Raw genomic sequence first — 21,208 nt, 5'->3', positions numbered from 1 at the left:
CCTGCCGGGCATCTGCCCCAGTCAGGCGCCTTTTTCGCGCGTCTAGAAGAAGCCCAGCTTCTTCGGCGAGTACGACACCAGCAGATTCTTCGTCTGCTGGTAGTGCTCGAGCATCATCTTGTGGTTCTCCCTGCCGATCCCGGACTGCTTGTAGCCGCCGAAGGCCGCATGCGCGGGGTAGGCGTGGTAGCAGTTCGTCCAGACCCGGCCTGCCTGGATCGCGCGGCCCGCCCGGTACGCGGTGTTGACGTCGCGGGTCCAGACACCTGCGCCGAGGCCGTACAGCGTGTCGTTCGCCGTGTTGATCGCGTCGTCGAAGTCCGAGAAGGACGTCACCGCGACGACCGGGCCGAAGATCTCCTCCTGGAAGACCCGCATCCGGTTGTCGCCCTCGAAGATGGTCGGCTGGACGTAGTAGCCGCCAGCCAATTCGCCGTCGTAGTCGATCTTCTGACCTCCCGACAGGACCTTCGCACCCTCCTGCTGGCCGATGTCCAGATAGGAGAGAATCTTCTGCAGCTGGTCGTTGGAGGCCTGCGCGCCGATCATGGTGTCCGTGTCCAGCGGGTGGCCCGGCACGATCTGCTCGGTGCGGGCGATCCCTGCTTCAAGGAACTCGCTGTAGTGGCCGCGCTGGATCAGCGCACGTGACGGACAGGTGCACACCTCGCCCTGGTTGAGGGCGAACATCGTGAACCCTTCGAGGGCCTTGTCGCGGAAGTCGTCGTTCGCCGACCAGACGTCGTCGAAGAAGATGTTCGGGGACTTGCCACCCAGCTCCAGCGTCACCGGCTTGATGTTCTCGGAGGCGTACTGCATGATCAGCCGCCCGGTCGTGGTCTCGCCGGTGAAGGCGATCTTCGCGACGCGAGGGCTGGAGGCGAGCGGCTTGCCGGCCTCCGCGCCGAAGCCGTTGACGATGTTGACGACACCCGGCGGCAGCAGGTCGGCGACGAGGCTCAGCCACACATGGATGGAGGCCGGGGTCTGCTCGGCCGGCTTGAGGACCACCGCGTTGCCCGCGGCGAGCGCCGGGGCCAGCTTCCAGGTCGCCATCAGGATCGGGAAGTTCCACGGGATGATCTGAGCGACCACGCCGAGCGGTTCGTGGAAGTGGTACGCAACGGTGTCGTCGTCGATCTCGCTGAGCGAACCCTCCTGGGCCCGCAGTGCACCCGCGAAGTACCGGAAGTGGTCGATGGCGAGCGGGATGTCGGCGGCCAGTGTCTCCCGCACCGGCTTGCCGTTGTCCCAGCTCTCGGCGACCGCCAACTCCTCCAGGTGCGCCTCCATCCGGTCGGCGATCCGGTTGAGGACCGACGCGCGCTCCCCGGCGGCCGTGGCTCCCCAGGCGGGGGCGGCGGCGTGTGCCGCGTCGAGGGCGCGTTCGATGTCCTCGGCGGTGCCGCGGGCGATCTCGGTGAACGGGCGGCCGTTGACGGGGCTCGGGTTCTCGAAGTACTGACCGCGGACCGGCGGGACGTACTCGCCGCCGATCCAGTGGTCGTAGCGGGACTCGTACGAGACGATGGCGCCCTCGGTGCCCGGCGCAGCGTAACGGGTCATCTCTGTGGCCTCCCGGATCCGGTGCCGCCCGCCGTTGGACGGACCTCGGCGCGAGGCTAGGCAGCGCAACGTTGCAAGCCCGTTGCGCGCGTCGTGCTGGGCGCAGCGACCGCGGCCCCGGTCCGCCGGGCAGGTCTAGCGCTGTTCGGCGTCGAGTTCGCGCGCCCTGGCCAGCAGTGCCGGCCGCTGCCCGGGCGGCGCTGCCGCGGCCAGCGCCTGCCACACCGGTAGGTCTTCCTCGCCCCACGGGCTGTACGCCCAGTCCGCCAGCAGCCCCGGGTCACCGCGCGCGATCAGCGAGGCCCGCAGTTGATCGTCGAGCCGGCGCCTCAGCCGGGCGACGGACGGTGCCTGCGAACCGGGCAGCAGCGGCCCCGCGTATGCGCTGAGCGCCGCCGCCACCGCACCGGACGCGAGCCTGCGCGCCACGGTGTCGAAGTCGGCGTCGACCGCGGCGGCGAACCGGTACGGGCGGGAGAGCAGGAGTTCGGGGCCGAGGAGCCTACGCAGCCGGGAGAGTTCGGCGCGTAGCGTCACCGGGGTCACCGACTCGTCCTCGTACAGTTCGATGAGAAGTTCGTCGCCGCCCAGACCCTCCGGATGGCGGGCCAGCGTCACCAGTATCTCGCTGTGCCGCCTGCTGAGCCGGATCTTGCGGCCGCCCGCGACGAGCAGTGCCTCGTCCCGGCCGAGCGCGCTGAGCTGTACGGACTCCGGGGCGGGCGAGGGCGCGAGCAGAGCGAGCTGGGACTCGGCCGCGCGTGCCACCGCCTGGACGAACGCCAGACTGTGCGGGTGCGCGAGCCGGTTTCCGCCGGTGATGTCGACGGCGCCCAGCACCCGCCCTGTGCGCGGATCGTGGAGTGGGGCCGCGGCGCAGGTCCACTGCTGCACCGGGCGCAGGAAGTGCTCGGCGGCGAACACCTGCACCGGCCGGTCCACGGCGATCGCCGTCCCCGGTGCGTTCGTCCCCGCCACGGACTCGGACCAGCGGGCCCCCTCCACGAAGTTCATCCGCCCCGCGCGCCGCCGTGTCGTCTCGTGTCCTTCGACCCAGAGCAGCCTGCCGTGTGCGTCGCAGACCGCGAGGAGGTGCTCTCCGTCCGTTGCGTACGCACTCATCAGTTCTCGGATCACCGGCATGGCGCGGGCCAGCGGATGTCCCTCCCGGTACGGTCCCAGCTCATCCGCGCCCAGCTCGACCTGGGCCGCGCCGTCCGGACTGACCCGGGCCCGGGCGGAGCGCCGCCACGACTCGCCGACCACGGATCGTACCGGCAGTTCCAGTTGTCCCGCGGTGGTGAACACCTCGTGTGCGTGACGCAGTTCGCCGAGCCGTTCGACGAGGTCCGTATCGGCGGTCAGGGCTACCCAGGCGTCCGTCAACTCACGCTCCCGTCCAAGGGGTGTCGTGCACCCCCATCGTCGTCGCAGCCGGGCTCTGCGACAACCTCGGTGCGGAGAGCAGTCACACGGGACTGCGGCTCATCCGGCGCTGAAGAGGTTGACGAGGCGGATGTAGCGCACCCAGTCCCAGTCGGGTCCGGGATCGGTGTGATCGGTGCCCGGTACCTCGACGTGTCCGAGAATGTGTGCACGGTCCTTGGGGATGCCGTAGCGGTCGCAGACCGAAGCGGTCAGCAGCGCCGACTGCTCGTACAGGGCGTTGGTGAAGTACGCCGGCTGGTCCACCCAGCCCTCGTGCTCGATGCCGACACTGCGCGTGTTGTAGTCCCAATTTCCCGCGTGCCAGGCGATGTCCTGTTCCCGGACGCACTGCGCGATGTACCCGTCGGCCGAACGCACCACATAGTTCGCGGATACCTGCTTCGCCGGATTCTGGAAGATCCCGATCGCGTCCGAGAACAACTCCTGCGTGACATGGATGATCACGTACTCCACCGGATACGCCGAAGGACGCGTCGAGGCGGTGTAGTTGGCGGTGGAAGCCGGCATCCAGTGCGCGAGCGGATAGTCGGTGGAGCCCGCCGCGGACGAGGCCATGGCGCGAGTGGAGGCCGGGAGCAGAGCGGCGGCGGCCGTAGCCGCGGCGCCCTGAAGGATCCTTCTGCGGTGCATGAACGCTCCTGTGGGGGAGGGTGGTTCCAGGATCAGGGGGTGGGAAGCAGTGCAGCGGTCTCCCGTAGATGACGGTGCAGCCCACGATGAGGATCGCCCGCCGGCAGCCAATTCTTGCGGATCTTCGCCACACAGGTGTAGTTGGTGTCGCAGACATTCGCCAACGGAGCTTCACCGGCCTGGCTGATCAGCTGGTACGCATCGAGCTCGGAGAGCCCGTAGTCGCGTGCCAGCCACTGCACCAGGTCCAACTGTGATATGCGGAAGGCGTCTTCGAGAGGGCGGGCGGAGCCGGTGGAGATCAGATGGGTGTCCGACTCGATCCGGGGCCACGGCGTCGCGACACCCTTCAGCAGCTCGACCAGCACCACCGTGTTCATCGCGCACTCCACCGCCACCCCACAGGTCTCTCCCTCACCCTGCCGGGCATGGCCGTCACCCAGACTCAACAGCGCGCCCTCGACATTGACCCCCAGATAGCAGGTGACGCCGGCCCGCATCTCGGGCGTGTCCATGTTGCCGCCGTGCGCGTCCGGCACCAGCGCGGACCGCACCTCCAGATTGGCCGGAGCCACCCCGACCGTGCCGTGCATCGGGTCCATCGGCAGCTCCACCTGGATGTCGCTGTCGCGGGCACTGAAGAGACACGTGCGGCGGGCCCGGTCGAGCTGCCACATCCACACCACCTCGGGCAGCGGTGCCTGCAACGAAGCCGTCGTATGGGTGGAGGTGAGGGCGCCGAACAGCGGCACGGTCGTGGACGCCGCCCAGTCCCTGGCCGCTTCGATCGACACGAAGTGCACCGCGACGGTGTCGCCGGGCTCAGCCCCCACGACATGGAAGGGACCGGTCTGCGGGTTGAGGAACGGGAACTCGCAGACGGCGGAGACCAGGTCCTTCTCGGAGCGCACCCGGCCCGCGAAGCAGTCCTCCGTGTACACATCGAGGAAGGTGCCGGGCTCGATCCGGGCCACCGGCGCCGCACCGCCGAAGGTCCATGCGTACTCGCCCTCCTTGGGGCGAACCGTCAGGATCCGCGGGTCGCTCATCGCTGTTCTGCTCCTGTCTCGACTTCGACGACGGCCTCCGGGGCCTCGTCCAGATGGATCCGTCCGGTCTGTGCCACCCGCTCCGGATGTCTGCGCATCAGCACCACCAGCACACCTATGCCGATGAGCATCCAGATGCCGACCACCGGACCGGCGTACGAGACGGGGCTGCTGAGCTCCGAGACGAAGTCGAAGACCGGGATTCCGGCGGCTGTCAGCAGCGCCGGCACGAACGCCGCGATGCCCATCGCCGGGAAGAGAAGATGGAGTACGGGGTTGAACGCGTCGCGGCGCCGGCGCAGGAAGTACCCGGCGCAGGCCAGGTTGACGACGATGTACACACCGATGATCACGGTCACGATGATGGTGGCCAGCAGCACGAACGCGGTCACCGGGTCATATCCGAAGCCGAGCCCGAGCGTCGCTCCGACCGCGATCACGAACTGCGCGGCCACCCCGGTGACGGGTGAGCGGCGGCGCGGATGGAGACGGGCGAACGCCTGCGGGAACACTCCGATACGCCCCAGTGCGAAGGCCGTACGCGTAGACACGTTCGCGCACGCGTTGGCGTTGGCCACGGTCGAGTTGACGACGGCGAGGAAGAGCAGCACCCAGAACAACCCGAACGAGGCACGAGCCACGCCTTCCCACGACGCCGCCCCCGAAGCGCCGAATCCGGCGAATTCGTCCGGGCCGAAGTAGACGGACATCGCGTATGTGGTGAGGACGTACACCAGCCCGATCGACAGCGCGGCCCCGAGCACGGCCCGGCGCATCGTGCGCCGCGGGTTCTTCGTCTCCTCGGCGAGCGGCGCCGCCGCTTCGAAGCCCGCGAACGCCAGCACGGTGTAGACGGAGCCCGCGAAGATCCCGCTGATGCCGTCGAAGCCGTCCGCGGTGTGCGACGTACCGAACACCGACAGGGTGTTGTCCGAGCCGGCCTTCCCGATCAACAGGACCGCGAAGGCGACGAAGACCAGCACCTCGAAGATGCCGAGCACGGTCCCGAAGCGGGCGGACGCCCGAACGCCGAAGTACCCGGCGAGCGCGATGACGACCGCACCCAGCAGCGACCACGGCCACCACAGGTCCGCCGGGTACGACGACCACTCCTGGTGCAGGGTGCCCGCCGTCGTGAACCCGAGCTGGAGCAGCAGCAGCGCGGGCACCAGCGCCTCGACGAAGACATAGCCCCAGCCCACGAGGAAGCCGACGGCCGGATGCAGGCCCTGTGCGGAGTACGTGGCGACCGAACCGGCCGCCGGCAGGTGGCGGGCCAGCTCCGCGACGCACGACGCGGTGAACAGGCAGGCGACCAGCGCCACCAGCACGGCGAGCGGCAGACTGCCGCCGGCGAACGCGGCCCCGGACGGGATGGACGCGGCGATGGCGGCGGCGGGCGCCATTGCCGTGATGCTCTGGAAGAGAACTTCGCGCAGCCCGACGGCATCGCGCAGCAGTGTGGTTTCCGATTCCCCCGACACTCCGTGACTCCCTCTTGTCCGTTGACCGGAATGCGTTGTCCGATGTACGGCCGAGCGTCTCGCGCGCCCCACCGTACGACCGCGGCGTGGATGGCGGAAGATGGCAGGCGGCCGAAAGTCGGTGGGGGGCAAGGGAGTTGGGTGAGTGTGGTGGGGCGAGGCCGACCGGCGGGCAGGCTACCCCATGCCGAGCGCTTCCGACAGCGCCGCCGCCGGGTCGTCGTCCGACGGCCCTGCCGGAATCCAGCGCCCGCGCTCCTTGCGGTACGGCCACCAGCGCCCGTCCCGCCCGTACCGAAGCTGCACGTCGCCGCCCGCCGCGGTCCACCGGTTGCGCACTGCCCGCAGCTGCGGACGCTCGCTGTCCTCCCACGCCGCGGCGAGCCGGGTGAGGGCCCGGGCACGGGACTCCGGGTCCGGTGCCCACTCCTCGTCGAACACGGTGAGCGCGGCGGTCCCGCCGTAACCCCAGGCCCGCACCGCCGCGTCGAGCTCGGCCCGCTGCCGCCCCGACCCGGCGGCCAGCCGTGTCATGACCCAGGGCTCGGGGCGCGCGTCGGCGACCAGCCGTACGGCATCCTGCTCCGGCGTCAACCAGGCCTGCACGGGCTGCTGTCCGTGGTCGGGCGACAGGGCTTCCGCCAGCATCCGGTGGGCCCGGACGGCGCTGTCGGTCGTGAGCACTTCCAGGGCGGCCGGGTCGAGGCCGGGCTCTGGTTCGGTCTCCGTGTCCAGCGACGGCGGGGGGCCGGGCTCGGCGGGCAGCGGCGGTGGTGCGGGCAGCGGCGGCAGGATCTGCTGTGCGGCGAATGCCTCGTCCGCCCGTACGCCGCGCGCACGCCGGTCCTCCGCGCGGGAGGACTCCGCCGGTTGCCGCTCCGCGGCCCGGGCCGTGATCCGCGCCTGGAGATCGTCGAGTACCCGCTGCTCGCCGCGTCCCCGCATCAGCAGCAGGACGAAGGGGTCCTGGTCCAGCAGCCGCGCCACCTGGTGGCAGAGGGCGGCGGAGTGCGGACAGTGGTCCCACGCCTCGCAGGTGCACTCGGGATCCAGATCGCCGATCCCGGGCAGCAGATCCACCCCGGCCGCCGCCGCGTCCTCCACCAGATGCGGCGGCATCTCCCGGTCGAGGAGTGCGGCGATGTGTCCGGCCCGGTCGACCGTCATGTCCAGGAAGCGGTCCCACTCCTCCTCGCTCAGCTGCTGGAGCAGGACATCACTGCGGTACGGGGTCGAGTCCGTGTCCTGGACGACTGCGGTGATCCGCCCCGGGCGTACGCAGACCGCACCGACCCTGCCCTCGCGGGCGAACCGGCGCCCCTTCTTGACCTGTTCGCCGTCGAGCGCGGTGTCTTCCAGGGCCTTCAGCCAGGCGCGGCCCCACCAGGACTCGGCGAAGCCGCGGTCCCGCGCGGGCGGCAGAGCGGCAAAGGTTCGTTCCTGCCCCGGCACCTCGGTTCCGCCGGCGGCTGGGTCGTGTCCCTCCCCCTCGTAACCGTCGCCGTCGTACTCCTCGCCCTGGTATCCAGGGTTCGCGTATCGGTTCGCGTATCGGTCGGTCCCGTACGTGTCGCTCATCGCGTGCCCCCTCGCAGCTGAACCAGATCGGCAAGTTCCGCATCGGTCAGCTCGGTCAGTGCCGTCTCACCGGAACCCAGCACCGCTTCCGCGAGGCCCTGCTTGCGGGCCAGCATGTCGGCGATCCGGTCCTCGATCGTCCCCTCGGTGATCAGCCGGTGCACCTGCACCGGCTGGGTCTGCCCGATGCGGTACGCACGGTCGGTGGCCTGTGCCTCCACTGCTGGGTTCCACCAGCGGTCGAAGTGCACCACGTGGCCCGCCCGGGTGAGGTTGAGCCCCGTACCGGCCGCCTTCAACGACAGCAGGAAGACCGGGGACTCGCCCGCCTGGAACCGGTCCACCATGGCCTCGCGCTCGGCGATCGGCGTCCCGCCGTGCAGAAACTGGGTGCGTACGCCGCGCGCCGCCAGGTGCTGTTCGAGCAGCCGCGCCATCTGTACGTACTGGGTGAACACGAGCACGCTCGCGTCCTCCGCGAGAATGGTGTCGAGCAGCTCGTCGAGGAGTTCCAGCTTCCCCGAACGGTCCGAGATCCGCGGCCGCTCCTCCTTGAGGTACTGGGCGGGATGGTTGCAGATCTGCTTGAGCGCTGTCAGCAGCTTCATCACCAGGCCGCGCCGGGCGAACCCGTCGGCGCCGGAGATCTCGGCCAGGGTCTCCCGCACCACCGCCTCGTACAGACCGGTCTGCTCCGCCGTCAGTGAGACCGCGCGGTCGGTCTCCGTCTTCGGCGGCAGCTCCGGGGCGATGCCCGGATCGGACTTGCGCCGCCGCAGCAGGAACGGCCGCACCAGGGCTGCCAGCCGTTCAGCCGCCGCCGGGTCGTTGCCGCCCTCCACCGCCCGCGCGTACCGGGTACGGAACGTGCCGAGGCGGCCGAGCAGTCCGGGCGTCGTCCAGTCGAGGATCGCCCACAGCTCGGACAGGTTGTTCTCCACGGGAGTGCCGGTCAGCGCCACCCGCGCCCGCGCACCGATCGTCCGGAGCTGCTGCGCGGTCGCCGAGTACGGGTTCTTCACGTGCTGCGCCTCGTCGGCGACCACCATGGACCAGTCGGCTCCGGCGAGCTTCGCCGCGTCGAGCCGCATCGTGCCGTACGTGGTGAGGACGAACTCGCCGTCCGCCAGGTCCGCCAGGCTCCGGGACGCGCCGTGGAAGCGACGTACCGGTGTGCCGGGTGCGAACCTCTCGATCTCCCGCTGCCAGTTGCCCATCAGTGAGGTCGGGCAGACCACCAAGGTCGGTCCGGCGGCATCTTCGACGCTCTGACGGTGCAGATGCAGCGCGATGAGGGTGATGGTCTTGCCGAGGCCCATGTCGTCGGCGAGACAGCCGCCGAGTCCGAGTGAGGTCATGGTGTGGAGCCAGTTCAGACCGCGCAGCTGGTAGTCGCGGAGCGTCGCGCTGAGCGCGGAGGGCTGACCGACCGTCTGCTGCGCACCGGACTCCGGATCGGCGACCCGTGCCCGCAGTCGCTCCAGCCATCCGGTCGCCTGCACGTCGACCGGGCGGCCGTCGATCTCGGTGGAACCTGTCAGAACGGCCCCGAGTGCATCGATCGGCGTGACCTTGCGGTCCTGCGTCTCGCGGGCGCGGCGTGCCTCCTCCGGGTCGATGAGCACCCATTGGTTGCGCAGCCGGACAATCGGTCTGCCCGCCTCGGCCAGTCGGTCCAGTTCGGCGCGGCTGAGCTTCTGGTCGCCGAGTGCGAACCACCAGTTGAACGCCAGCAGAGCGTCGGCCGACAGGAATGACGGGACGTCGGACACGGACTGTCTTTCCGAGGACTCGCGGTCGCGGTCGCCGTGGGCGCCCTCGCTGTCGCCGGCGTCCCCGGCTTCCCCTTCGTCCGGCGGCCCGACCACCGCCCGTGCGGTGAGCGTGCGGGCGAGCTCCTTGGGCCAGTGCACCTGGACCCCGGTCGCGGCGAGTGACCGCGCGGCGGGGCCGAGCAGTTCGGCGATCTCCTCGTCGGCCGGCTCGACGGAGTCCGGTACGGCGGCCGACAGCAGCGGAGTCAGCGGTGGCCAGGCACGGGCGGCGCGGCGCAGGGCGAGGAGGGCGTTCATCCGCGCGCGCGGACCGAAGCCCGCAGTGATGGGCGCTGTGCCGGCCCAGACGTCGGCGGCGTCGGCGACCACTGTCGGATCGCTGACGCTATGGATCTGGAGGACGGCACGGAAGGACGGCCCGGCACCACCTCGCTCGGCGTCCTCGTGAGCAGGAGTCAGACCGTTGACCTCGACGCGCAGCGAGAGGCGCACACCCGCGTCGTGCCCGGCCGCGACATCGGCGGCCCAGGACCGGCGCTCGGGCAGGCGCTGCGGCTCGTCGGCGGCGAAGGCCCGGCTTCCGGTGGCGAACACCGCGGCGGGCGTGCGCGGCAGGCCGTCGGCCACCGCGTCCAGGAACGCGCGCAGCAGCCGCTCCGGCTCCGGCAGCAGCACGGGCTCCGCGGCGTCGTCGAGCGGCACGGCATGGGCGGTGGGCGGCATGGAAGCCGCGAGGTCACGGATCCGGTCGAGGTCGGCGACGGTCAGCGGACCTACGCGCCACGCGTCGTGGTCGGAGGCACTCAGCCCCGGCAGCAGCAGTCCACGGGCGGTGAGTTGCAAGGCGAGGAGGGCGGCCGCGCCCCAGAACGCGGCCGAGGGCGAGGCCTGCGCCACCGTCCGCGCGCGGGTCAGTACGGGAAGGGCGTCCCGCACCGGCAGCAGCAGCGCCGGCACACCGTACGGGTGGGTGTCGGCTCCGACGACGGTCAGTTCCCCGACCGTCCCCGGTGCATCGGGCGGGCTGCTGCCGTCCGGATGCAAGAAGGCGACCCGGCCGGTACGGGAGGGGTCCGCGGGAAGGAAGACGACGGAGCAGCGGGAGAGTGCGGAGATCTCGGCGAGGGTTGCCGCAGGGAGCCTGTGCACAGCGATGTCGCATTCCTCAAATTTGACTAGTGGGGGCCCAAGGTCGCCGAGAGTACTCCACCGCCGAGGCCGTCCGGGAGCGGAATCGCCGTGATCCAGCTCACTTCGATGACGCCTGCGGACTGCCCGGTGTAGCCAGCACCCCCCTCCCAGGAGGGGGCTACCCCCCGAAACTCCGGGTGGTGGCGCCATGGTTGCGGCAGGACCCCGGCCCGTACGTTTCAACAGGTCAGAGCAGCTTCCCATGCCTCCCAGAGACCGGAGACAACATGTCCCAGGCCGTAGCCACCGTCGCGGACCGCCCCCGCGACCGTGCCGGAAGTACGGAGAGCGCCGACGGCAGCACGGGCGTCGGGGGACGCGCGGCAGGCGTCGGCGGCAGTGACTTCGCGCCGCTCCTGCGGGCCGTAAAGGCGCAAGGACTCCTGGAGCGGCGCACCGGATGGTACGCGGCCGTCATCGCCTCCAACCTCCTGGCCCTGGGCAGCGTGCTCACCGGCCTGGTACTCCTCGGCAACACCTGGTGGGCCCTGCTGCTCGCACTGCCGTTGGCGATCCTCTGGTCCCGTACCGCATTCGTCGGCCACGACGCCGGACACGCCCAGATAACCGGCGACCGCCGGGCGAGCCGGATCATCGGTCTCGTCCACGCCAACCTGCTCCTCGGCATGAACGAGGCCTGGTGGAACGACAAACACGTGCGCCACCATGCCAACCCCAACCACATCGACAAGGACCCGGACGTCGGCGTCGGTGCCCTCGTCTGGACGCAGAAGCAGGCAGCCCAGCGCGAAGGATTCGCCCGCCGGCTCACCCGCAACCAGGCCCGGCTGTTCTTCCCGATGCTGCTCCTCGAAGGCATCGCCCTCAAGATCTCCGGCTTCCGGTACCTGCGGCAGCAGCCCGCCCGCGAGCGTGCCCTGTCGGTACTGCTCCTCGTCACCCACCTCGGGCTCTACGCGATGCTGCTGCTCACCGTCATGTCCCCCGGCAAGGCCGCCGTCTTCGCGCTCGTGCATCACGCGCTGTTCGGACTCCACCTGGGCATGGCCTTCGCACCGAACCACAAAGGCATGGAGATGCCCGACCCCGACGGCGACCGCTGGGGGCATCTCCAGCGACAGGTCCTCACCTCGCGCAACGTACGCGGCGCCGTCCTCACCGACTGGTTCCTCGGCGGGCTCAACTACCAGATCGAACACCATCTGTTCCCGAGCATGCCCCGCCCCCACCTCCGCCGGGCGCAGCCCTTGGTGCGAGCCCACTGCGAGTCGCTGGGCATGCCGTACACGGAGACCGGCCTGGTGGAGTCCTACCGCCAGGCGCTGCAGCACATGCGCGAAGTAGGCGAACCGCTGAGGCAACCTGCGGAGACGGCTCGCTGAGACAGCTCAGTGGGTGGCCCACCCGGGGCAGCTGACCCGGGCGACCTGCTCGGGCACCCCATCGGGACGACCGCTGGTGCAAGCTGGAACCGACAGGCCCGCACAGGCGTTGTCACAGCAGGAGCGGCTGGCGCCGCGAAGGAGGAATGGACGATGTCGAACAGCGCAAAGATCGCCATCGGGGGAGTCGTCGTGGCAGTCGTCCTGATGCCGTTCATCGGATTCTGGCTGTCGCTGTTGGTGCTGATCGGAGTGCCCGCGGTGGCCTATCTGATGCTGGATCCCTCGCAGCGGCGCAGGCTTCGCAGGATCACTCGCAAGGAAATCGGTCGCTGAGAACAGGCGGCCGGGACGGGGGATATTCGTAGATGAGCGGGACAGTCACCGCGGTGAGCAGCAACGGCACCTACACCTTCACCAAGCCGAACAGGGACAGTGTGACCCTGCTGGCCGGACTCGGGGTGGAGGGGGACGTTCATGCGGGGGTCACGGTCAAGCACCGTTCCCGTGTGGCGCAGGACCCCACCCAGCCGAACCTGCGCCAGGTCCATCTGATCCACGAGGAGCTGTTCGAGGAGCTGCGGGAGGCGGGCTTCGAGGTGGCTCCCGGGGATCTCGGGGAGAACGTCTCCACGCGTGGCATCGATCTCCTCGGCCTCCCGGTGGGCACGATGTTGCACATCGGTGACGAAGCCGTCGTAGAGGTCACCGGCCTGCGCAACCCGTGCCTGCAGATCGACAATTTCCAGGACGGCCTGCTGAAGCAGGTCGTCGGCCGGGACGCAGCGGGCAGCATCGTGCGCAAGGCCGGGATCATGGGCATCGTCGCGTCCGGTGGAACGGTCCGGCCGGGCGATCCGGTCAAGGTGGCGCTGCCCGCCGAACCGCACCGGCCGCTGGACCGCGTGTAGCGGGGGAGCCGCACCGGTCGTCCCGCGCGGACCCTCGTCAGCGTCCGGCCTGCGCCTGAGTCTCTCGGCTCAGGCCGGCCGCACCGCGAGCGCGTCGAGCGCTTTCAACAGGCCGGGCAGCGCCGCCCCGCGTCCCACGGGCAGAACCTCGCCGGGTTCCTCGTCCAGCAGGACGAACGCGATGTCGTCGGTCCTCGCGACCAGGGACCAGCCGGGTCCGTCGGCGCGCAGCGTCCGGGCGTCGCCCGGGGCGAAGGAGGACCGGATGCGTCCGGGCGGCGGCGGGTCGTCCACGTACGCATGGGCCTCCGCGAGAGCGCGTCGTACCCCGGGATGGGTTCCGGAGAGCGTGGTGGAGCCTGCCGAGCTCTGCTCTGCCGTGCCGGCGGCCGAGTCCGCGTCCACTGCGGCACCGGCATCCGGCTCCTTGGCGTCGTCCGGACCGTCGGTGCCGCCCGGCTCGTCGGCGCCACCCCCGGTCTCCCCGCCATCCCTATCGTCCGCGCCATCCGGGCCGTTCGACCCCGCGAACGTCGTCTCGTCGTCGATCTGGTCGCGCCACGCCGCCCACTGCACTGCGATCTCGTCCGCGCCGAGCCGCCGCTGCGCAGGCCCCCACGTCTCGGTGTCGGGCGGGGTCAGCGGAGGCAGATCGGTGCCCTCGGCCTCGGCGTCCGGCGGCGGGTCGTGGGGGGCGGGCACCCCTGGTGCGGCGACCGCCAGTGCGAGGGGCCAGCCAGGGAGCGCGCAGACCACCGAGCGGTCGTCGGGGGAGAGGTCGTACTCCATGCCGCAGTCCCACGAGGCGATGGCGACGGCGACCAGTGACACGTCGTCGACGACGACGGTCCACCGGGCACCGTCGCCGTCCTGGCCGAGGACGAGTCCGTAGCCCTCGGCGTACGGCTCGAGGCCGAGTGCCCCGCAGGCCGCCGGATAGTCGTCACCGAGCACGCTCGGGAACTGCGCGGGTGTGAGCAGCACCGCGGTCAGCACATACAGTGCGTCGTCCTCGGCGACCGCGTCGTCCGTCCCGGCCACAGCACTCTCCTCGTCCCTCATGGTTTCCGTCGGCGCACCTTAACCAGTGGGTAACGCGGTCGTCGAGGCCCTGACGAGGGAAGACCCATCGTGCGTGGTCAAGCGGACGGTGTCGTTCAGTCGGCAGGCAGCCCGAGCAGGTCACGGGTCACGGACTGCGGCGACCGACCGCGCTCGCGAGCCAGCGCGACGACGGCTCTGCAGGCCAGCTCGTTGACCCCGAAGGAGAGTGCTCCGGGCGATACCCATCCGCTCACCTCGTCCATCCGGTCCTGGTCGTCCTCCGCGCACGCCGTGACATAGGTGGCGGCCGCCTCGAACAGGTTGTGCTGCTTGCGTCGGTGTTCCTCTCGCGGCGGCGCGGACAGCCCGCTTCTGCGGCTGGGAGAGACCACCTTCCGGAGACTGCTGAACATGTCGATCATGGAGACCGCCTTCCCGGGGAGTCGTGCACGGGGGCCGTGCACGCAAGCTGTCTTCGTACGTACTTACGGTCTTCCCCCTCGGCGTAGAGTTGGACCACCGATCGAGGAACGGGGACCGCGCGGTGAAGCGATACGACCGGCTGAAGGAGATCCAGCGTCTCGATCCGGAACGGGACTTCCTGGAGATCTACCGGCTCACGGCCACCTACGAGTTCCCCTGGGACATCACCCGGGCGCTCGAACTGGCCCTCTATCGTACATATGCCGTCCCCAGCATCGGCCGACTCCTCGCCGAGACGGCGGAGCTGACGGGACGTTCCCAGAAGCGGTACGACGACACCGCGCTCCTCCTCGACGCCGTCGTGGAGCACGGTTTCGACAGCGATCAGGGGCGCACGGCGATCCGCCGGATCAATCAGATGCACCGCAGCTACGACATCAGCAACGACGACATGCGCTACGTGCTGTGTACGTTCGTCGTCGTCCCGAAGCGCTGGATCGACACGTACGGCTGGCGCCGGCTCTCCGACCACGAGCTGCAGGCGTTCGCCGTGTACTACCGCACTCTGGGCGACCACATGGGTATCAAGGGCGTGCCTCGGACCTTCGAGGAGTTCGAGCGCACCCTCGACGGGTACGAGGACGAGCACTTCGGCTGGGACGAGGGCGCGCGCAAGGTCTCCGACGCCACGCTGGAACTGATGGCCTCCTGGTATCCGGGCCCGCTGGCACCCGTCCTGCGCAAGGCGAGCCTGGCACTCCTCGACGATGCGCTGCTGCGGGCGTTCCGCTACGAACGTCCCGGCCCCGTCGCCCGTGGTCTCACTCGCGGCGCGCTGCGGCTGCGGGCGCGGGCCGTGCGACTGCTGCCGCCCCGCTCCACCGCGCACTACGCGCGCCAGAACCCGGAGATCAAGGGATACCCCGACGGCTACGAGATCGGCGCGCTCGGCACGTTCCCGGCCCCCGGCACCGGGGGCTGCCCGGTCCCGCACAGCCGGCGGCCGGGCGCTCCGGTCGAGTAGCCCCGGGGGCCCGCGCCCGCTCGGCCCGCTCGCCGGTCAGTCCGCCCGCACGGCTAGTGCGAGGAATCGGGCATCCTCATCGGTGTACGAGTCCAGCCGCCACCCCGAACGTGCGAGCAACGGCCGGAGGTTGGGCTCGGCCCGCAGATCGTCGTCCGTGATCGGCCGGCCGTGGCGCGCCGCGAGTGCGGCCCGCCCGATCGGGTGGAACAGCGCCAGCTGCCCGTCGGGCCGGACGACGCGCGCGAGCTCGGCCAGGTCCGGTCCGGGATGTGACAGGTGGGAGATGAGCCCGGCACCGAACACCGCGTCGAGCGAGGCGTTCCGCAGCGGCAGCCGGGCCACATCGGCGAGCAGCAGCCGACCGCTCCGGTCGCGTCCGGCCCGTACCGCCGCCTGGAGCATCGCCGGGGTGAGATCCGCACCCAGAACCGTTCCCTGTGGCCCGACGGCGTCGCGCAGTGCAGGCAGAGCCCGTCCCGTGCCGCATCCCGCGTCGAGTACGGCGTCGCCGGGGCGCAGCCCGAGTGCTTCGACGGCGGCCGCGTAGGCGGGAGCGTCGTCTGGGAAGCGGGTGTCCCATTCCGCGGCGCGGGCGGTGAAGAAGTTCTGGACATGCGTGTGGTGATCGGCCATACGGACATGATCGCGCAGTGGCCGCCGGAGCGAAATGGAACGAAACCACGGGAATCGGTGCGCATGTTCGAGCACCGTGCGATCGTCCGGGGACATTTCTCTGTCATATTCCGGCAGCTTTCGAAATGCGCCCCAGGCGTGCGCCCCCATCGCGACTAGCGTCCCCGATTCATGGGACACCTGGACCACGCCACCTTCGGCTGGCTGACACCTGCGCTGTCGTACGCGATGGCTGTGATCGGCTCGGCGCTCGGCCTGAGCTGCACCGTGCGCGCACTCGACACGAGCGGCAGTTCGCGCCGCAACTGGCTGATCGCGGCCGCATCCGCCCTCGGCACCGGCATCTGGACAATGCACTTCGTCGCGATGCTCGGCTTCGGCGTGACCGGAACCGATATCCGCTACAACGTGCCGCTGACCCTGCTCAGCCTGCTCGGCGCCATGGTGGTGGTCGGATGCGGGGTCTTCGCTGTCGGCTACAGCCGTGACCGCACCAGGGCACTGCTCGTCGGAGGGTTCGGCACCGGGCTCGGAGTCGCCAGCATGCACTACCTGGGCATGGCGGCACTGCGGCTGCACGGCACGATCCACTACGACCCGTTGCGGGTCGCGCTCTCCGTCGTCATCGCCGTGGTCGCCGCGACGGCGGCCCTGTGGGCGGCGCTGAACATCAAGTCACCGCGTGCCGTCGCCCTCGCCTCGCTCGTCATGGGCGCGGCGGTCAGCAGCATGCACTACACGGGCATGATGGCCGTCGGCGTCCGTGTGACCGCCTCCGACGTGGAACTCCCCGGGGCATCGACGATGCAGTTCATCTTCCCCTTGGCCGTCGGACTCGGCTCGTACCTCTTCCTGACGTCGGCCTTCGTCGCCCTCTCGCCGACGGCCCGCGAGCGTGCCGCGTACGTCTCTGCCGGGCGCAGTGCGGAGCCCGCCGAAGCGGACGCCTTGGCCCCGGCACGATCCGCGCAACGCGGACGCGATCCCCAGACACGGCGTGACCCGCGCGGCCACGACCCCTCGCCCGCCGCCACGCCCTGACGACGGCGCCCCTTTCACTCCTGCCCAGCTCCACACCCGGAACGAGGAGGCCATGCGCCCACCCCGCACGACCCCGGACCCCGGCACGACGGCCGCCGCACGGCCCAGCGCCCAGCCCTCGCCGGACTCCTCGCCCCCGCCCGCGGCGCGCGGACGACGCGCGCACGCGGGACCGCCGGCCGACGAGAGCGCCGAGCACGACGTGCGGCTGCTGCTGACGCAGGACACGTCCGGGCCACGTGGACGCTGGACACTGCGGCCGAGGACCGTACGCGCGAAGATCATCTCGCTTCTGATGGTGCCCGTCGTCTCCCTGCTCGCCCTGTGGGGTTTCGCCACGGTCAACACCGCCCAGGACGTGGCACAGCTACGGCAGTCGCAGCAGGTCGACAAAGAGGTCCGGGCCCCGATATCGACCGCTGTCGCCGCACTCCAGGCCGAACGCAGAGCTGCCCTGCTCCAGACCGTCGCCCCCAGCAGCGCCCGCGCCGCCGCTCTGGAACTGCAGGCCGGCCGTACCGACACGGCCCTCGCCGCCCTGCGGATCGACAAGAAGCACACCATCGCCGACACGGGCAGCCTTCCGACAGGCGTCGCCGACCGGCTCGACCGGTTCCTCGACCGCATCCACGAACTGCGCACGGCGGGCGACCCGGGGAAGGAGGAGCGCGACGAGAGCGCGGTGTTCGAGCGGTACACCCGGGCCGTCACCGCGGGATTCGCCGTCTCCGGCGCCGTGGCCGGAATTCAGGACGACGCGCTCGGATCCGGCGCACGGGTCCTGCTCGAACTGGCCCGCGCCGACGAGATGCTGGCCCGCGAGGACGCCCTGCTCGCCACGGCAGGCCTCACCAAGAGCCTCGAAGGCCAACAACTGGTGCAGTTCACCGGAGCGATGGAGACCCGCAGGAACCTGATCGAGACCGCGGGCGCCGATCTGCCCGCCGACGAACGCCTCACCTGGCAGAAGTTCACGGACCGGACCGCATACCGCCGGATCGAGGCGGCAGAGGATCAGGTGCTGGCGGCATCGCCCGGACAGGACGCCGCACAGGCGGTGAACACCGCCGACTGGGAAACGGCCGCCGCGAGCGTACGGAGCGAGCTGCGCACCATCGACACCCGTGCCGCGGAACGTGCCGCGGACCGCACCGACCCGCTGACCCGCGGCCTGTTCAGCCCGTCCGGAGCGGCCGTCCTCTTCGGCTGCATCGCCGTGGCCGCCTCGCTGGTCATCTCCGTACGCATCGGTCGCGCGCTCGTCGTGGAGCTCGTCAGTCTCCGCAACAGCGCGCTGGAGATCGCCCGCCGCAAACTGCCCCGCGCCATGCAGCGACTCCGGGCCGGCGAGACCCTCGACATCCAGGCCGAAGCCCCACCCGGCCTGGCCTCCCACGACGAGATCGGACAGGTCGGCGAGGCCCTCGGCACCGTGCACCGGGCCGCCCTCAGCGCCGCCGTCGAACGTGCCGAACTGGCCGACGGCATCTCGGGCGTCTTCGTCAACCTCGCCCGTCGCAGCCAGGTGCTCGTCCACCGCCAGCTCAACCTCCTCGACAGCATGGAGCGCCGCGCCGACGACCCCGACGAGCTGAGCAACCTGTTCCGCCTCGACCACCTCACCACCCGAATGCGACGGCACGCGGAGAGCCTGATCATCCTGTCCGGCGCGGCCCCCGGCCGTGCATGGCGAATGCCCGTACCGCTGACCAACGTCGTACGCGCGGCCGTATCCGAGATCGAGGACTATGCCCGGGTGGAGGTGCGGCAACTGCCCGACGCCGCGGTCAAGGGCACGGCGGTCGCCGACCTCACCCATCTCCTCGCCGAACTCGTCGAGAACGCCGCGCAGTTCTCACCGCCGCACACCAAGGTGCGGATCAGCGGCGAGCCTGTCGGTAACGGCTACGCCCTGGAGATCGAGGACCGCGGACTCGGCATGGGCAGCGAACTCCTCGGCGAGGCCAACCGGCGCATCGAGCAGGCGGAGGCTCTCGACCTGTTCGACAGCGACCGGCTCGGCCTCTTCGTCGTCAGCAGGCTCTCGGTCCGGCACCACATCAAGGTCAAGCTGCGCACCTCTCCGTACGGTGGAACGACCGCGGTGGTCCTGCTTCCGACCGCACTGCTGCAGGGCGCGCTTCCGGCGGGCGAGGAAGCGGCCGCACCGGAGAAGGCGACGGTCGAGCGCCAGGACGGCGACGCCGACGGTGACCGTGTGCCGTTCGGCCCCGGACCGGGACCGCGTGCGGTGCGCCCCCAGGCCACGGCGTTCCCCGCCCCGGCCCCGGTGCACGCGCTCGAATCCCGGACGACGCCTCCGGCCGGAGTCACCTCGCTGCGTCCGCGTGCCCGCAGAACGGACGACGACGGGGCAGCGGGCAGGAGCGAGGCCAGGCCGACGCCCCGGAGCGAGAGCGGCAGGGCGGACGACGACGGCACACTGCCCCGTCGCGTCCGGCAGGCCAGCCTTGTGCCGCAACTGCGCGAGGAGCCCCGTCCCGAACCGGTCCGGCGTGCCGACGGGAGTGGCGCGGACACCCCGGTGGAGCGCACCCCGGAGCAGGCCAGGGACCGGATGACCGCTTACCGCAACGGCTGGGTACGCGGCGGCGGCACCGCCCCCGGCACACCCGCACCCCGCCGGAACCTCACCGAACCCCGCCCCCGCCCCGGTAGCGAAGGAGACCACGCATGATCGCGAACGAGAGGGCCGAGGTGCACCGGCGCTCGGGCGAACTCGACTGGCTGCTGGACGATCTGGTGGCCCGGGTCGGCGAAGTCCGGCACGCCGTCGTGCTTTCCAACGACGGTCTGGCGGTGGGCGCGTCCAGCGCGCTCAGCCGCGAGGACGCCGAGCACCTGGCGGCGGTTGCCTCCGGTTTCCACAGCCTCGCGAAGGGCGCCGGACGGCACTTCCAGGCCGGCGACGTCCGCCAGACCATGGTCGAGATGGATGAGGGCTTCCTGTTCGTCGTGGCTGCGGGGGACGGCTCCTGCCTCGCCGTACTGAGCACGGCCTTCGCCGATATCGGCCTGGTCGCCTATGAGATGGCCCGCCTTGTCAATCGGGTCGGCGAGCACCTGCGGACCCCGCCGCGGCTCACCGCACCCCCGTCCCCGGCCGGCTGAAAGGGCGGAGACAGCAGTGGACATGACCAGCAAGGGTCCGGGAGGCTCCCAGCGCTTCCCGGACCTGCCCGAACTGCCGGGCAGCCAGTGGTACGACGCCGAAGCCGGTCCTCTGGTCCGCCCGTACGCCATGACGGGTGGGCGGACCGAACCGGGCCCCAACGGGGCGCATTTCGATCTGATCGCACTCGTCGCCGTCGCCGACAGCGCCCCGGACAGCTCCGAGGAGTGCATGCTGGGCCCCGAACACCGCGCCTTGCTCGCCCTGTGCCGATCCGAGACCCAGTCCGTCGCGGAACTCTCCGCCGACGCCGACCTCCCCGTCGGTGTCGTCCGCGTACTCCTCGGGGATTTGCTCGAAGCCGGCTATGTGCGAGTCAGCCGACCCGTGCCGCCCGCACAACTGCCCGACGAGCGGATCCTTCGCGAGGTGATCAACGGACTGCGGGCGCTCTGAACCACCGCTCCGGCCGACGGCCCGAGAGAGCTGACATCGACGCCGGCGTCGGACGGGAGACCGGCGGAGCCCTGCGTGTAACCCTGGCCCGGCGCCGGGAAGTTCCACTCCGCACCGAGTCGGCACGTCCCGAAAGCCCTCGCCCTCACCCGTCGTCCACACGTCCCAGTCCGGGGCGACCTCACCACGGCCAGCCCGGGCGCGGTACCGGGTGCCCGGCACACTGTGATTCATCCTCGTTCATGGCATTTGCCTCACACTTTCAGCATCCGCAGGGACTTGTCCCGCATGCGGGACAAGTCCGGCGGTTTCGCCGATCCGGACAGCGCGACGCGTACAACCGCGACAATCAAGAGGTGCCAGAGTTCAAGGCCCTGCGCAGCACCTCTGTTCCGCTCTTCTCTCCGATCTTCCGGAGCCGGCGGGTACGGACGGCTGCGGGCGGGCCCCGTTGATCCACTTGCACGGCGACACT

At 70.6% G+C, this 21,208-nt stretch carries 18 protein-coding genes; 8 read left to right on the top strand and 10 right to left on the bottom strand.

Annotated elements, in window-relative coordinates; all coding sequences use genetic code 11:
* Positions 1-42: 42 nt before the first annotated feature.
* The 7 genes from ACFYP5_RS33295 to ACFYP5_RS33265 form a co-directional block, all read right to left on the bottom strand.
* The gene (locus ACFYP5_RS33295; protein WP_389042770.1) at positions 43-1,566 is read right to left on the bottom strand and encodes an aldehyde dehydrogenase family protein; all 1,524 of its coding nucleotides are present in this window, start codon (positions 1,564-1,566) and stop codon (positions 43-45) included.
* A 135-nt stretch (positions 1,567-1,701) separates the two neighbouring features.
* The gene (locus tag ACFYP5_RS33290) at positions 1,702-2,952 is read right to left on the bottom strand and encodes a GAF domain-containing protein (protein WP_389042768.1); all 1,251 of its coding nucleotides are present in this window, start codon (positions 2,950-2,952) and stop codon (positions 1,702-1,704) included.
* Between the two features lie 99 nt (positions 2,953-3,051).
* A complete protein-coding gene (locus ACFYP5_RS33285; protein ID WP_389042766.1) occupies positions 3,052-3,645 on the bottom strand; it encodes an N-acetylmuramoyl-L-alanine amidase in 594 nt (197 codons plus the stop codon).
* Between the two features lie 32 nt (positions 3,646-3,677).
* Complete coding sequence (locus tag ACFYP5_RS33280) at positions 3,678-4,694, bottom strand: acetamidase/formamidase family protein (RefSeq protein ID WP_389042765.1); 1,017 nt, start codon at positions 4,692-4,694, stop codon at positions 3,678-3,680.
* Complete coding sequence (locus tag ACFYP5_RS33275) at positions 4,691-6,178, bottom strand: APC family permease (RefSeq protein ID WP_389042763.1); 1,488 nt, start codon at positions 6,176-6,178, stop codon at positions 4,691-4,693. The genes ACFYP5_RS33280 and ACFYP5_RS33275 overlap by 4 nt, the downstream gene beginning before the upstream one ends.
* A gap of 177 nt (positions 6,179-6,355) precedes the next feature.
* Entirely contained in the window at positions 6,356-7,756 is a 1,401-nt protein-coding gene (locus ACFYP5_RS33270; RefSeq protein ID WP_389042761.1) for an SWF or SNF family helicase, read from the bottom strand.
* The gene (locus ACFYP5_RS33265; protein ID WP_389042759.1) at positions 7,753-10,680 is read right to left on the bottom strand and encodes a DEAD/DEAH box helicase; all 2,928 of its coding nucleotides are present in this window, start codon (positions 10,678-10,680) and stop codon (positions 7,753-7,755) included. Before ACFYP5_RS33265 ends, ACFYP5_RS33270 begins: the two co-directional genes overlap by 4 nt.
* A 269-nt stretch (positions 10,681-10,949) precedes the next feature.
* On the opposite strand from ACFYP5_RS33265, the gene ACFYP5_RS33260 reads away from it, so the two are divergent.
* From ACFYP5_RS33260 to ACFYP5_RS33250, 3 genes are all read left to right on the top strand, one after another.
* Positions 10,950-12,065 (top strand): fatty acid desaturase family protein, encoded by a 1,116-nt coding sequence (locus ACFYP5_RS33260; protein WP_389042757.1) that lies wholly within the window; start codon positions 10,950-10,952, stop codon positions 12,063-12,065.
* Between the two features lie 153 nt (positions 12,066-12,218).
* On the top strand, positions 12,219-12,401 hold the full coding sequence (locus tag ACFYP5_RS33255) for a hypothetical protein (RefSeq protein ID WP_030932940.1): 183 nt from the start codon (positions 12,219-12,221) through the stop codon (positions 12,399-12,401).
* A 32-nt stretch (positions 12,402-12,433) separates the two neighbouring features.
* On the top strand, positions 12,434-12,976 hold the full coding sequence (locus ACFYP5_RS33250) for an MOSC domain-containing protein (RefSeq protein WP_389042755.1): 543 nt from the start codon (positions 12,434-12,436) through the stop codon (positions 12,974-12,976).
* A 69-nt stretch (positions 12,977-13,045) separates the two neighbouring features.
* Here the strand turns inward: ACFYP5_RS33250 and ACFYP5_RS33245 are convergent, their stop codons facing one another.
* Together ACFYP5_RS33245 and ACFYP5_RS33240 are read right to left on the bottom strand one after the other, a co-directional pair.
* On the bottom strand, positions 13,046-14,038 hold the full coding sequence (locus ACFYP5_RS33245) for a hypothetical protein (RefSeq protein ID WP_389042753.1): 993 nt from the start codon (positions 14,036-14,038) through the stop codon (positions 13,046-13,048).
* A gap of 95 nt (positions 14,039-14,133) precedes the next feature.
* Entirely contained in the window at positions 14,134-14,433 is a 300-nt protein-coding gene (locus tag ACFYP5_RS33240) for a hypothetical protein (protein ID WP_389042819.1), read from the bottom strand.
* 131 nt (positions 14,434-14,564) lie between these two features.
* On the opposite strand from ACFYP5_RS33240, the gene ACFYP5_RS33235 reads away from it, so the two are divergent.
* Positions 14,565-15,467, top strand: coding sequence for an oxygenase MpaB family protein (locus ACFYP5_RS33235; protein ID WP_389042751.1), 903 nt, complete (start codon positions 14,565-14,567; stop codon positions 15,465-15,467).
* 36 nt (positions 15,468-15,503) lie between these two features.
* Here the strand turns inward: ACFYP5_RS33235 and ACFYP5_RS33230 are convergent, their stop codons facing one another.
* Positions 15,504-16,103 carry a class I SAM-dependent methyltransferase gene (locus ACFYP5_RS33230; protein WP_389042749.1) on the bottom strand — a complete coding sequence of 200 codons (600 nt, stop codon included), beginning with the start codon at positions 16,101-16,103 and terminating at the stop codon, positions 15,504-15,506.
* A 171-nt stretch (positions 16,104-16,274) separates the two neighbouring features.
* Here ACFYP5_RS33230 and ACFYP5_RS33225 point away from each other — a divergent pair, with 171 nt between their 5' ends.
* Genes ACFYP5_RS33225 through ACFYP5_RS33210 form a run of 4 tightly spaced genes read left to right on the top strand, consistent with a single transcriptional unit; the run spans position 16,275 to position 20,733 of the window.
* Complete coding sequence (locus tag ACFYP5_RS33225) at positions 16,275-17,144, top strand: MHYT domain-containing protein (RefSeq protein WP_389042748.1); 870 nt, start codon at positions 16,275-16,277, stop codon at positions 17,142-17,144.
* A 52-nt stretch (positions 17,145-17,196) separates the two neighbouring features.
* Positions 17,197-19,842: a nitrate- and nitrite sensing domain-containing protein gene (locus ACFYP5_RS33220; RefSeq protein ID WP_389042746.1), complete on the top strand. Its 2,646-nt coding sequence runs from the start codon at positions 17,197-17,199 to the stop codon at positions 19,840-19,842.
* A complete protein-coding gene (locus ACFYP5_RS33215) occupies positions 19,839-20,276 on the top strand; it encodes a roadblock/LC7 domain-containing protein (RefSeq protein WP_389042744.1) in 438 nt (145 codons plus the stop codon). Before ACFYP5_RS33220 ends, ACFYP5_RS33215 begins: the two co-directional genes overlap by 4 nt.
* Before the next feature lie 22 nt (positions 20,277-20,298).
* A complete protein-coding gene (locus tag ACFYP5_RS33210; protein WP_389042742.1) occupies positions 20,299-20,733 on the top strand; it encodes a DUF742 domain-containing protein in 435 nt (144 codons plus the stop codon).
* The last annotated feature ends 475 nt before the right edge of the window (positions 20,734-21,208 follow it).

Source organism: Streptomyces sp. NPDC005262 (assembly GCF_042872425.1).
Classification (GTDB): Bacteria; Actinomycetota; Actinomycetes; order Streptomycetales; family Streptomycetaceae; genus Streptomyces.
This window is presented reverse-complemented; position numbering and strand designations above follow the sequence as displayed.

Coding starts and splice junctions, on each gene's coding strand:
- ACFYP5_RS33295 (WP_389042770.1), bottom strand. CDS start 1,566: ATGACCCGTTACGCTGCGCCGGGCACCGAGGGCGCCATCGTCTCGTAC.
- ACFYP5_RS33285 (WP_389042766.1), bottom strand. CDS start 3,645: ATGCACCGCAGAAGGATCCTTCAGGGCGCCGCGGCTACGGCCGCCGCC.
- ACFYP5_RS33280 (WP_389042765.1), bottom strand. CDS start 4,694: ATGAGCGACCCGCGGATCCTGACGGTTCGCCCCAAGGAGGGCGAGTAC.
- ACFYP5_RS33270 (WP_389042761.1), bottom strand. CDS start 7,756: ATGAGCGACACGTACGGGACCGACCGATACGCGAACCGATACGCGAAC.
- ACFYP5_RS33260 (WP_389042757.1), top strand. CDS start 10,950: ATGTCCCAGGCCGTAGCCACCGTCGCGGACCGCCCCCGCGACCGTGCC.
- ACFYP5_RS33255 (WP_030932940.1), top strand. CDS start 12,219: ATGTCGAACAGCGCAAAGATCGCCATCGGGGGAGTCGTCGTGGCAGTC.
- ACFYP5_RS33250 (WP_389042755.1), top strand. CDS start 12,434: ATGAGCGGGACAGTCACCGCGGTGAGCAGCAACGGCACCTACACCTTC.
- ACFYP5_RS33245 (WP_389042753.1), bottom strand. CDS start 14,038: ATGAGGGACGAGGAGAGTGCTGTGGCCGGGACGGACGACGCGGTCGCC.
- ACFYP5_RS33240 (WP_389042819.1), bottom strand. CDS start 14,433: ATGTTCAGCAGTCTCCGGAAGGTGGTCTCTCCCAGCCGCAGAAGCGGG.
- ACFYP5_RS33230 (WP_389042749.1), bottom strand. CDS start 16,103: ATGGCCGATCACCACACGCATGTCCAGAACTTCTTCACCGCCCGCGCC.
- ACFYP5_RS33225 (WP_389042748.1), top strand. CDS start 16,275: ATGGGACACCTGGACCACGCCACCTTCGGCTGGCTGACACCTGCGCTG.
- ACFYP5_RS33220 (WP_389042746.1), top strand. CDS start 17,197: ATGCGCCCACCCCGCACGACCCCGGACCCCGGCACGACGGCCGCCGCA.
- ACFYP5_RS33215 (WP_389042744.1), top strand. CDS start 19,839: ATGATCGCGAACGAGAGGGCCGAGGTGCACCGGCGCTCGGGCGAACTC.
- ACFYP5_RS33210 (WP_389042742.1), top strand. CDS start 20,299: ATGACCAGCAAGGGTCCGGGAGGCTCCCAGCGCTTCCCGGACCTGCCC.